Annotated in this window: 13 protein-coding genes and 2 riboswitches; of the genes, 8 read left to right on the top strand and 5 right to left on the bottom strand. The window is 68.5% G+C overall.

All coding sequences use genetic code 11. From position 1 onward, the window contains the following. Positions 1-91 precede the first annotated feature (91 nt). Positions 92-1120, bottom strand: coding sequence for a coiled-coil domain-containing protein (locus tag BC793_RS45850; protein WP_109602945.1), 1029 nt, complete (start codon positions 1118-1120; stop codon positions 92-94). Positions 1121-1126: 6 nt separating this feature from the next. Further along, positions 1127-1258: riboswitch (cyclic di-AMP (ydaO/yuaA leader) on the bottom strand. 207 nt (positions 1259-1465) lie between these two features. After that, a riboswitch (cyclic di-AMP (ydaO/yuaA leader) is annotated at positions 1466-1601 on the top strand. Between BC793_RS45850 and BC793_RS45845 the strand changes: the two genes are divergently transcribed. Next, positions 1600-2634, top strand: a complete 1035-nt coding sequence (locus BC793_RS45845) for a coiled-coil domain-containing protein (RefSeq protein ID WP_109602941.1) — start codon at positions 1600-1602, stop codon at positions 2632-2634. (Overlaps the previous riboswitch by 2 nt.) 24 nt (positions 2635-2658) lie before the next feature. Here the strand turns inward: BC793_RS45845 and BC793_RS45840 are convergent, their stop codons facing one another. Together BC793_RS45840 and BC793_RS45835 are read right to left on the bottom strand one after the other, a co-directional pair. Continuing rightward, a complete protein-coding gene (locus tag BC793_RS45840) occupies positions 2659-3429 on the bottom strand; it encodes an ABC transporter ATP-binding protein (protein ID WP_109602940.1) in 771 nt (256 codons plus the stop codon). Continuing rightward, positions 3422-4318, bottom strand: coding sequence for an ABC transporter permease (locus BC793_RS45835; protein ID WP_109602939.1), 897 nt, complete (start codon positions 4316-4318; stop codon positions 3422-3424). Before BC793_RS45835 ends, BC793_RS45840 begins: the two co-directional genes overlap by 8 nt. 223 nt (positions 4319-4541) lie before the next feature. On the opposite strand from BC793_RS45835, the gene BC793_RS45830 reads away from it, so the two are divergent. The 3 genes from BC793_RS45830 to BC793_RS45820 all read left to right on the top strand — a co-directional run bounded on the left by BC793_RS45830 (position 4542) and on the right by BC793_RS45820 (position 6204). After that, positions 4542-5105 carry a TetR/AcrR family transcriptional regulator gene (locus tag BC793_RS45830; protein ID WP_109602938.1) on the top strand — a complete coding sequence of 188 codons (564 nt, stop codon included), beginning with the start codon at positions 4542-4544 and terminating at the stop codon, positions 5103-5105. A gap of 118 nt (positions 5106-5223) precedes the next feature. Beyond that, positions 5224-5589: an Atu4866 domain-containing protein gene (locus BC793_RS45825; RefSeq protein ID WP_109602937.1), complete on the top strand. Its 366-nt coding sequence runs from the start codon at positions 5224-5226 to the stop codon at positions 5587-5589. A gap of 51 nt (positions 5590-5640) precedes the next feature. Continuing rightward, positions 5641-6204 (top strand): fibronectin type III domain-containing protein, encoded by a 564-nt coding sequence (locus tag BC793_RS45820; RefSeq protein ID WP_109602936.1) that lies wholly within the window; start codon positions 5641-5643, stop codon positions 6202-6204. A gap of 4 nt (positions 6205-6208) precedes the next feature. On the opposite strand, the gene BC793_RS45815 is transcribed toward BC793_RS45820, so the two are convergent. Continuing rightward, on the bottom strand, positions 6209-6664 hold the full coding sequence (locus BC793_RS45815; RefSeq protein WP_109602935.1) for a cysteine dioxygenase: 456 nt from the start codon (positions 6662-6664) through the stop codon (positions 6209-6211). A gap of 344 nt (positions 6665-7008) precedes the next feature. Between BC793_RS45815 and BC793_RS45810 the strand changes: the two genes are divergently transcribed. From BC793_RS45810 to BC793_RS45795, 4 genes are all read left to right on the top strand, one after another. Further along, positions 7009-8109 (top strand): neprosin family prolyl endopeptidase, encoded by a 1101-nt coding sequence (locus BC793_RS45810; RefSeq protein WP_239170712.1) that lies wholly within the window; start codon positions 7009-7011, stop codon positions 8107-8109. 148 nt (positions 8110-8257) lie between these two features. After that, positions 8258-8779, top strand: coding sequence for a sigma-70 family RNA polymerase sigma factor (locus BC793_RS45805; protein ID WP_093620254.1), 522 nt, complete (start codon positions 8258-8260; stop codon positions 8777-8779). Continuing rightward, positions 8776-9501: a zf-HC2 domain-containing protein gene (locus tag BC793_RS45800; protein ID WP_109602933.1), complete on the top strand. Its 726-nt coding sequence runs from the start codon at positions 8776-8778 to the stop codon at positions 9499-9501. Before BC793_RS45805 ends, BC793_RS45800 begins: the two co-directional genes overlap by 4 nt. Before the next feature lie 40 nt (positions 9502-9541). After that, positions 9542-10564 carry a S66 family peptidase gene (locus BC793_RS45795; protein ID WP_109602944.1) on the top strand — a complete coding sequence of 341 codons (1023 nt, stop codon included), beginning with the start codon at positions 9542-9544 and terminating at the stop codon, positions 10562-10564. A gap of 11 nt (positions 10565-10575) precedes the next feature. Here the strand turns inward: BC793_RS45795 and BC793_RS45790 are convergent, their stop codons facing one another. Further along, complete coding sequence (locus tag BC793_RS45790) at positions 10576-11049, bottom strand: response regulator transcription factor (RefSeq protein ID WP_109602932.1); 474 nt, start codon at positions 11047-11049, stop codon at positions 10576-10578. Positions 11050-11121 lie beyond the last annotated feature (72 nt).

Here is an 11121-nt window from a genome sequence, read left to right as displayed (position 1 = left end):
CGGCCGCCGCTGTCTCTCACCCGCAGCAGCCCACAAAGACCGACGCGGGTTGATCAGAAACTCTGATCAACCCGCGTTTAACACCAGCCACCTAGAGCATGGATACGTGCACGTGGTCGGTGTGATCACTGACCCCGTGGTAGTTGCTCCACCCGTTCGCGGGGAACCAGATCTTCTTGTTCCAGATCACGTAGTAGATGCCGAGCTCCTCGCCATTGCGGACCAGGAACGCCATCAGGTTGTTGCCGTACTTGAATTCCTTGTCGGTGTCGAACGACGAGAACCCGGATTTCTGGAGCGACCAGTCGCAGGCGCGGCCCTTGGGATGCTCGAACGGACCACCGTCACGGTGGCAACCGACGAAGTTGTTGAAGCCGGCCTTCTTGACTTCCTTGTACATGTGCAGCGTGCGCTTGGTGACGCACCCGTTCGTGGTCGGGTCCTTCTCGGTGCAGCCCTCGGCCGAGAACCCGCCGTTGGAGTTGCGGGGTGCCGGCGCCGCCTCGGGTGAGTTGGCGACCACGAGGCCGTCGGTGACTCCCTTGCCGCCGACCAGGGCGAGCGCGTCGGTCGCCTGGTCCTTCTGCTTCTTCATCACGGCGGCGTTCTGCTGCTGCTGCTTCACCTCGGCGTCGAGCCGGACCTTGCTCTCCTTGATGGTCCGGAGCGCCTCGTTGAGTTCGCGCAGCTTGGCGTTGTGCAGCCGGTTGATCTCCTCAAGGGAGACCGCCTTCTCCAGGAAGTCACCCGAGGAGTTGGCCTGCAACAGGTAGCCGATCGAGCTGAGGTTGCCCGTCATGTACTGCTCTTTGGCGATCTTGTCGACCTCGGGGATCAGCGCGTCGCGCCGGCCCTCGGCCTGCTTGATCTGGTTGGCCAGCTGGGTCTGGGCCTTCACCGATTTCTCCACGGCCGCCTTGGCGGTCACGTAGCGGCGATTGGTGTTTTCGATCACATCGGAGAGAAGTGCATCCGAATCGCCGTTCTGTTCCTGCTCTTGAGCAGTCGACGAGGAGCCGCCGGGCTCGGCCGAGGCCGGAGAGGCGGGCGCCGTCACCAGCACGGCGGTCACCAGCGGCGCCAGGGCAAGTATCAGCCACCGGCGGGGACTTGCGGTCATCAACAGTTCCTTCCGTGTCACCGCCGACCGAGTTAGCTGACGGGTTCGGGACGGAAGCAATCCCTACCGCAAACTGCGGATACACCCCAGTGACCTGGTTCCCCGGCTCGCCTTTCGACGATTGGGCGGTGGCCTGCCGGCAACTCGGGGGCGGTGCCGTCCTGGCAGGACCGGCGGCCAGTTTACCCGAGATATCGCCGTGGATCAGACCCTGGGAACCGCCAAAAGTGTTACCTTGCAACGACTTTCTGTAATTGCTGTCACCGCTCGTGTCGAGACAATCGCGGGGCGTGCGAGAACTGTCGATCTGTCGATCGAGTGGGTATGGTCGGTGCGGTTCCCGCACGGGAGCCGCCGCCTAATCGCCGTCAATGGCGAGCCGGGGAACCATATTCCCTCGGGGTGAATCCGCCACAGCGGTAGGGATTTCCTTCGTCCCGAACCCGTCAGCTAACCCGGCCGGCGGCCGACGGAAGGAAATGCCTGTGCAGCAGAACACTGCGCGGCGATTAGCGGCGTTGCTGGCGCTGCTCATCACCGCGTGCGGACTGGCCGTCGCCCCGACGCCGGCCACCGCGGCCCCCCGGTTGCTCGCCGCTCCCGGCGACTCCGGTGACGATGGCGAGGGCGGCTCCGCGTCACTGATCGACAAACTGGAGAAGGCCTCCAAGGGGTTCGTCGAGGCGAAGGCCAAACTCAAGACCTCCAAGGAACAGCAGACCAAGCTGGCCGCCGAGTTGAAGCGCCTGGACGCCGATCTGGGACCTCAGCAGGACCGGCTGGACCTGCTCGCCTCCCAGGCGTACACCGCGGGCCGGGGCGGGCCGATGGCGGCCCTGCTCAGCTCCGACTCGGCCGAGGGCTTCCTGGGCCGGGCCGAGACCCTGGCGATCGTGGCCGCCGACCAGAACAAGGCGATCGAGGACCTGAAGACCACCCGGGAGACCCGGAAGAAGGCCAAGGACGCGATCGACATCGCCATCAAGGACCAGCAGAAGCAGGTCACCGTGATGGCGAAGCAGAAGCAGCAGGCCGAGGCGGCTCTGAAGGCGGCGAACCAGGGCGACGACGCCAGTTCCGCGTCCGACGGCGGCGGCAGTGCCGACGCGGCGCCGGGCCCGGGCGGCACCGGCTGTAGCAAGACCGACCCGACCGGGACCGGCGGTTGCGTGACCGCGACCCTGCTGCACGCCTACAACGAGGCCCGCGCCGACGGGTTCACCCGGTTCACCAAGTGCTGGCGCGAGCAGAACAGCGGCGAGCACCCCAAGGGCCGGGCCTGTGACTTCTCCTCCGAGAAGGGCACTTTCGGCGGGGACGCCACGGGCGGCGACAAGACCTACGGCGACAACCTGGCGAACTACTTCATCAACAACGCCGACGATCTGAACGTGCTCTACGTGATCTGGTACCGCCGGATCTGGCTACCGAGCAGTGGCTGGAGGTCGTACAGCGGGGCGGGCGGAGACCCGTCCAGCGACCACACCAACCACGTGCATCTGTCGGTCAACTAGCGCGGCACGGAAGGGGTACGGGGCCTACCTGCGGGAGAAGGCCTCGTACTCCTTCATCACCTCGGAGGTCGCGCCGTCGGCCCGGATCTCGCCGGCCTCCAGCCAGATGCAGCGCTCGCAGGTGTCCCGGATCGACTGCTCGCTGTGGCTGACCAGGAACACCGTGCCCGCCTGGCGGCGCAGCTCCCGGACCCGCTCCTCACTGCGCTTGCGGAATTTCGCGTCACCGGTGGCCAGCGCCTCGTCGATCAGGAGCACGTCGTGCTTCTTCGCCGCCGCGATGGAGAACCGCAGCCGGGCCGACATGCCCGAGGAGTAGGTCCGCATCGGCAGCGAGGAGAAGTCACCCTTGTCGTTGATGCCGGAGAACTCGATGATGTCGTCCCGTTTCGCCTGCACCTCGGCCGGCGACATGCCCATCGCGAGGCAGCCCAGCTCGACGTTGCGTTCTCCGGGCAGCTCGTTCATCAGGGCCGCGTTGACACCGAGCAGCGAGGGCTGACCGGCCGCGTAGATGGCGCCGCTGGACACCGGCAGGAGCCCGGCCACCGCACGCAGCAGGGTCGACTTGCCCGAGCCGTTGGTGCCGATCAGACCGATCGCCTCGCCCTTGTAGGCCACGAAGCTCACACCGCGGACCGCATGCACCTCACGGACGTTCGCGTTCCTGCTGCGGGTGGTGAGGCGCTTGAAGCTGGCGAGCGGGCTGGAGCTGCCCGCAGCGGCCTGGTGGATCTTGTAGACGATGTGGGCATCGTCGGCGATGACAGTGGGGATGCGCTCGTTGTCAGCCACGGCCGTAGCCCTTCTCTCCGCGCCAGAAGTACAGGTAACCGAGAACGCCGACGACCAGGCTCCAGACGGTCGCCTGGATCCACAGCACGGTGGGCGTGTTCGCGAGCACCGCCTCCTCGAGCAGCGCGTGACGTGCCAGCTCGATGAAGACCAGCAGCGGGTTGGCCTCGACGACCTCGAGCTTCCAGCCGCTCAGCACGTCCCGGAACTTGGTGACCGGGTAGAGCACGGCCGAGCCGTACAGCCAGAACCGCATGACGAAGGGGATCAGCTGCTTGACGTCGCGGACCTTGGAGCCGTAGCGGGCCATGAACAGGCCCAGGCCGAGGTTGAAGAACGACTGCAGGAGCAGCAGGGGCGCCAGGAGCAGCCACTGCACGGTGATCGGCTCACCGGTGAGCAGCACGATGCCCATCAGGACGAACAGCGCCACGACGAAGTTGCGGATCTCCACCACGGCGGCCGACAGCGGCAGGCTGGCGCGCGGGAAGTGCAGCGCCCGGATCATGCCGAGGTTGCCGGTGATCGCGTTGGCGCCGGTCTGGACCGTCGACTGGGTGAACTGGAAGACGAAGACACCGATGCAGAGGTACGCGATGAAGTTCGGCATCTCCTCGTGCCCACCGAGCACCAGGCCGAAGATCACGTAGTAGACGGCGGCGTTGATGATCGGTGTGAGCACCTGCCACACCGCGCCGAGCTTGGTGTTGCCCAGCGACGAGGTTATCTTCGCGCTGGAGTGCGCCCGGATGAAATGCCGGTACGCCCAGAGGTCCCGCGTGTACTCCGGGAGGCTGGGAAGCCGTCCGGAGGCGCTCAGACCGTTGCGCCGGGCCAGCTCCTTGAGGGAGAGGCCGGCGTCGGCCGAGGCGACCGCCGTCTCTGTCATGGGGTGGTGCTCCGATCTGGTCGGCCCTTGGGGCGCGGCGGGATCCGATGCCTGGTGCGAGGACACAGCATGCAGCATGACAGGCCCTCGACCGCGCCGATGGAACGGGTTCGTATCGACGCGGCTGTGACGGTAGCTGACCAAACGGCGGAACGCAACCGTTACGTCGTAGCGCTATAGTGACCGTGTGGCGACGATTAAGCGCGCACCAGCCGGAGCGGCGGTGCTCCGAGGCGACATCACCGTGGCGATTCGCAACGCGGTCATGAACGAGCTGGCAGAGGTCGGTTACGGCCGGCTGTCCATCGAAGCGGTTGCCCGTCGTGCCGGTGTCGGCAAGACGGCGATCTATCGTAGATGGAGCAACAAGCTCGAAATGGTAATGGAGATAATCTCGGATGTCGCGGAACGAAAAGTTCCACTTCCCGACACCGGGAGTTTCTCCGGGGACCTGTCGCTGCTCCTGCTGATCGTCAGCACGGCGCTCCGGCACCGGATGGCCTCCCAGATCATCCCGGATCTGATGGCCGAGGCGGCTCGCAACCCTCAGATCGCGGAGACGCTCCAGCGCGCTCTGCGCACCCACCAGCAGGCGGTCGGCGAGAAGCTGATCGGCCAGGCGGTGGCCCGGGGTGAGCTGCCCGCCGGCACCGACCCGGAGGTGGCCGTCGACCTGATCCTCGGCCCGCTCTACTGGCGCCTGGCCGTGGCCCGGCAGCCGATCGAGGACGACTACCTGGAGAAGTTCACGGTGGCGGTCACGGCGGCGCTGCGCGCCATGGGCTGATCCGCGGCACCCGTCCGCCTACCGGATCGCTCCCGATCGCAACTCAGGAAATCCAGGTGCGCGGGCGGTCGGTGCCGACCGGAGAGGCCGACCCCGACCGAACCGGAGCCCCGACACCATGACGACCTCCTGTGAGCACCGCGTCGACTTCACCGTGCTCGACGCCGCCTCGATCCTCGCCATCGCCATGGGCGGCGTCGGAGGCACCGATGCCGGCCCCCTGGCCACCCCTCCCCGGATGTCCACCGGCGCCGCCGTGGTCGGTGCCTGGCGCAGCCCCGACGGGGCGGTGAAGCTCCGGCTCCGCCGGGACGGCACGTACGCGGGCGAGGTGGCCGGTCGGCGCCGCCCGGCCCGCGGCACCTATCTGATCGACGGCGAGTCGGTCGTGCTGCGCGACGACTCCGGGCTCCACACGCCGGTGTACGTGCACGACGGCGAACTGGAGATGGCCGGCCACCGTCTGCGCCCGGCCGGGGTCTAAGGAGCCGCCCGGGCCCGCCGATGGGTGGGGGACACCGACCCGGGGGGATGAATGCGGCACACCAGGATCACGCTCGTGCTGGCGGCGGCTTCGCTGACGCTGGGCGGCTGTGCCGCGCTCGGGATCGGCGGTGACGAGGCCGGCGAGTCGCCGGCGGCGGCCGGTGAGGGCCGGCAGTGGATCGTGGTCGATCAGGGGAGGGCCACGCCGTCCCCGGCGGAGACCGTCGGCCGGCCGACCGCCACTCCCGCGGTGTCGCTCTCCGCACCGTCCCCGGATCCGAGCTGCACCAGGCTCTGGCCGCGGACCGAGCCGGTGATGATCCCGGTCGAGGTGACGCCGGGCTCCGGCTCGCTGACCGTCGAGTGGCCCACCCAGTACGACTCGAACTACCGGGTCACCGCCGTGCTCCAGGGCGTCGTGGCGGGCCGGCAGCCGGAGCCGGTGTGGCAGGACGTGCCGGCCGGGACGGGATGCGCGGTCAGTGCCACGATCACCGGGCTGACCCCGGGCGCGCCCTACATCGTCTGGCTGGACGCGCCGAACACCGGCCGCGAGCGGGACGGCACCCGGCACCTCTACAGCGGCCGCTCGGGCGTGGTCTACCCGCGGTAGCGGATCACCACTGGGCGCCGGCGCGCTCGACGGTCAGGACCTCCAGGCGGGCCGGGCCGAGGCGGTACTTGGTCATGCTGGTCAGCGCAGGACCGTAGACGTGCACGCTCACCGCGGGGCTGCCGGAGCGGTTCTCGATGCGGTGGATGTGGTGGCTGCCGAACCGGCGGCCGGCGCCTTCGCCCAGTTCCCGCGAGACGATCCGGGGCGTGCCGCCGCGTACCGACACGGTGTCCTCGGTGAGGGTCCCGCCGTGCACGTGGAACGCCCCGGCCGAGCCGCCGTGGTCGTGGATCTCGGTGGCCTGTCCGGGCAGCCAGGTGAGCAGCCACACCTCGTGGTCGTCGGCCGCCGCGAGCCGGTGGTACCAGCGCTCGACCGGATCGAACCGGGGTGCGACGGCCCACTCCGCGGCAGCCGCCGAGAAGCGCTGAGCGATGGCTAGGTGATCGAGCGTCACGAGGCGGCCCTCCTCTATAAAACCTATAGACGTGATAGGTTTTACCACATGATCGGCCGCCGCGTGTGACGAACCCCGGAAGTCGATGTCGCCGGAAAGAAGCTTGTTGAACTTTGCCTCTTTCTGGAGAGGGTGCGAAAAACTTCGTTCCGCAATCAGGGCGACACAGTGCGTACGATAAATGGGTCGATGTGTCACCGAATCGGCCTAGGCCGATCAGCCGTTCCGCCGAAATACGCTGCTCAGACGGTCGCTGCCGAATATGAAGGCTATATGGTGACCAGCGCGCCGGGAACCGGCCGCCGGAGGCCCCCCTCCGTTGTCCCGACAACGAGGACGGACACGTGTTGAAGTCTCGCCGCGGACTGCTCGCCGCCGGTATATCGGCAGTCGTGATCGGCACCATCGGGGTCGTCTCGACTCTCAACGCGGGCGCGGAGGAGATCCCGGAGAGCCCGTCTCCCGCGGTGGTCGCCGTCCCGGCGGAGGACGCGGAAGAAGCGGCGCCGGAGTCGACGCCGCCGGCCAGACTGCCGTGGGGCCAGGAGCCGGAAGCCATCGAGGTCGGGCGGGACGGCGCCAGTAGCGGCGCGCTCAAGGCGTCCGGTTTCGACGCCGCCGCACCCACCACGACCGGCGATCAGGCCGATGAGGCGTACGCGCCGAAGGGCTTCTCCACCCCCGAGGGCGTCCTGGAGTCGGAGCCGACCGATGTGGTGCCGCCGGCGCCGCCCGGCGTGACCAAGAAGTCCGCGCCGGCCGCCAAGGCCGTCTTCCACTACAACGTGGCCTCGCAAGGGGCCGTCACCCAGGGCGCCTACGCCAACCTCACGATCAACAAGCCGGCGCTGGCCGAGGAGGACTACCACACGCTGGCCGAACTGGCCGTGCAGTCGATCACGGACGGCGTCAGCCAGACCGTCGAGGTCGGCTGGACCGTGGACCGGGTCGTCAACGGCGACGCCGATCCGCACCTGTTCGTCTTCTCCTGGGTGGACGGCAAGCCCCGGTGCTACAACGGCTGCGGGTTCGTGCAGTACAGCGCGAACGTCCGGCCCGGTGACACGCTTCCCATGGACACCACGAAGCGGTTCGGCATCGAGTTCCACGATCAGGCCTGGTGGATCGCCTACGACTCCGAGTGGATCGGCTACTTCCCGGCCAAGGAGTGGACCGTCGACTTCTCCAAGACCACCCTGGTACAGGTCTTCGGCGAGGTGGCCTCGGCGACCGCGAAACCGTGCACCGACATGGGCAACGGCCAGTTCGGGACGAAGGCCGACGGCGCCCCCGCCCGGATCGGCAGCATCTCGTTGATCTCCGGTCCGGCGGTCGACACCTACGTGCGCTCCGAACCCGAGTATGCCGAGCCGGCCGATGAGCCTTACAAGGTGGACAAATTGAGCGCCCGGACGTTCCGGTACGGCGGACCCGGATTCTGCTGATTCCTCCCCGACATCCACTGATGCCCGGTCCCCGAAAGGGGGCCGGGCATCGACGTTTTCCGGTTTTCCGGGCCACGCTTGAACCGGTCCACATGCCACGATGTACATCCGGGTGGCCGGGCCGAACCCGAGGGGAGAGCTGGCGCCGATGAAGCGACGGGTGAACCCCGACGAGCAACTGATGACCGCGCTCTATACCGAACACTATGCCGTCCTGATCAACTTCGTCTCCCGGTATGTGAACGACCGGCACAAGGCGGAGGACCTGGTTCAGGAGACGCTGTTGCGAGCCTGGAAGCACATCGACCACCTCGACCCGGAACCGGGCCGGACCAGGTCGTACCTGCTCACCATCGCCCGCAACGTGGTGACCAACGCCTGGCGCGCCGAACAGCGCCGGCCGAAGCTGGTCGCCGATGAGAACGCGGTCAACTCGGTGCCGTCGGCAGACAATGTCGATCAGATGGTGGAAGGCTGGCTGGTGGCGGAGGCGTTGGAGCGCCTGTCGCCGGAACACCGGGCGGTGATCCAGCAGATGTATTACGAGGGGCAGAGCGTGGCGGACGCGGCGCGAAGACTTTCGGTGCCGGAGGGCACGGTGAAATCGCGCGCGTATTACGCCGTACGCGCGCTGCGTACCGTCTTCGAGGAGATGGGGATGCTGCGATGAGCGACCTCGACGACCACCAGACTCTGCACCGGTTGCTGGGCGGCTACCTCCTCGGTGGGCTGGACGAGACGGACACCGAACGGCTCGACGCCCACCTGGCCGAGTGCGCCGAGTGCCGGACCGAACTGGACCGGCTGTCACCCGTACCGGAGATGCTGCAACGGATGCCGGACGCACGGCATCTCGGTGGCGGCGCGGCGCTCGCGGTGAGTCCGGCCGCCAGGCCGAGCTCGCAGAACATCGAGACGCTGCTCAGCCGGATGCGCGCGGAGAAGTTCAAGGAGACCCGGGTCAATAGGGTGCGGTGGCTGGCCGTCGCCGCGGTCACGCTGGTCGCCGCGGCCGGTGTCACCTACGGGATCTTCACCAACACCGCCACCCCGCCGGGCGACCGCCCGGAGGCCCAACCTCCGGCCAGCGTCCAGCTGATCAACGCACGGTTCCAGCCGGCGCCCGGCAGCGGGCTGACCGGTGACGCCAAGCTCACCCCGAAGGCGTGGGGTGTCGAGGTGTCGCTCGATGTCAGCCGGATCAGCGGCAACGGGCCGTTCCTCTGCCTGGTCCGCAACCGGGGTGGCCAGACCGAGCAGGCCGCGGTCTGGGGCGACACCCCGAACGGGGAGGCGAAATTGATCGGCGCCAGCTCGACGAAGGCGACCGACGTCGATGCCATCCTGATCACCGACCGGGACGGGAAGGTGCTCGGCACAGCGACGGTGTGACGGCGGAAACCGGGTTGCCGGGGCGGGTTGAATGAACGACATGAAGCTCAGCCCCGGTGACCGCGTCGCTGTCGTCTCGCCCTCGTTCGCCGCTCCGGCCCTCTTCCCGGCCGTGCACGAGCTGGCGCTGCACCGGATTCGCGACGTGCTCGGCCTGGAGCCGGTGGAGTTCCCGACCACCCGCCGGCACGGCGCGTCACCGGCCGACCGGGCCGCCGACCTGATGGCGGCATGGGCCGACCCGTCCATCCGGGCGGTGTTCGCGACGATCGGCGGCAACGACCAGATCACCCTCCTGCCGTACCTCGACCCCGAGGTGTTCCGCGCCGACCCGAAACCGTTCCTCGGCTTCTCGGACAACACGAACCTGCTGAACTGGCTGTGGTTCCACGGGATCCCGGGGTTCCACGGCGGCTCCACCATGGTGCACCTGGCCCGGGGTGCCGGCATCGACCCGGAGCACCTGACGTCGCTGCGGGCCGCGCTCTTCGAGAAGACCGAGCTGGAGATCCGCCCGCTCCCCGAGTTCTGCGAGGAGGAGCTGGGCTGGGATCGCCCGGAGGCGCTCACCCAGTCACCGCCGTCGGTGCCCAGCCCGGGCTGGTTCTGGCACCAGCCGGATCGGGTGGTGACCGGGCCGACCTGGGGCGGCTGCCTGGAGATCCTGCACGCGAACCTGGCGGCCGGCCGCTGGATCCACCCGGCCGAGCGGTACGCCGGATCGGTGCTGCTCCTGGAGACGTCGGAGGAGATGCCGTCCGGCGACGAGGTGTTCACGATGGTGCGCAACGCGGGCGAGCGCGGGCTGCTGCGGCAGTTCCCGGCGGTGCTGGTGGCGACCGCGAAGGGCACCGCCTTGTTCGACCCGCGCCCGCCGGAGCAGCGTGCCGCCTACCGCGAGGAGCAGCGGGCGGCCGTACTCAACGCGATGGCGATGTACAACCCGGAGGCGATGGTGGTCTTCGGTGTCGATTTCGGCCATACCGCCCCGCAGTGGGTGCTGCCCTACGGCGGCCGCATCACCGTCGACGGCCCGGCCCGCCGGATCGTCGCGGACTACTGAGAGCCCCGTGATCAGGCGGTGTGCCGGTAGGGGACGGCCGGGGCCTCCTCGACGATCGCGTGCCGGGTGGCGAGCAGGGCGGCCCGGGCCGCCGCGGCCGAGCGGGCGGCCGCGCTGGGCCGGGTCCGCAGCAGCGCCTCGAGACGGGTGGTGAGCTGGGCCCGGCTGAACGGCTTGGCCAGGAAGTCGTCGGCGCCGGCGTGTAGCGCGGTCATGACCTGGTGGCGGTGCACGTCGGCGCTGATCACCATGATCGGCAGCAGTTCGGTCTCCGGGGCGCTGCGGATCTGCCGGCACAGTTCGATGCCGGAGCCGCCCGGCATGCGCACGTCGATCAGAGCGGCGTCGACGCCGCCGCCGGCCAGCCGCGCGAGGGCGCCGGACGAGTCGGCGGCGGTCACCACGTCATAGCCGAGCCGGTGCAGGGCGAAGGTCAGTAGTTCTCGGTGGTCGACCTCGTCGTCGGCGATCAACACGGTGGGCACGGGAACCTCCCGGATATCGGCGGACTGCCGCTACTCCTGTTCGGCAACCCGACAGAACGACTGAGCGCGACG

It is taken from the genome of Actinoplanes xinjiangensis, assembly GCF_003148685.1.
Lineage (GTDB): Bacteria > Actinomycetota > Actinomycetes > Mycobacteriales > Micromonosporaceae > Actinoplanes > Actinoplanes xinjiangensis.
The sequence above is the reverse complement of the archived record's forward strand: the minus strand, read 5'-3'. Positions and strand labels throughout refer to the sequence as shown.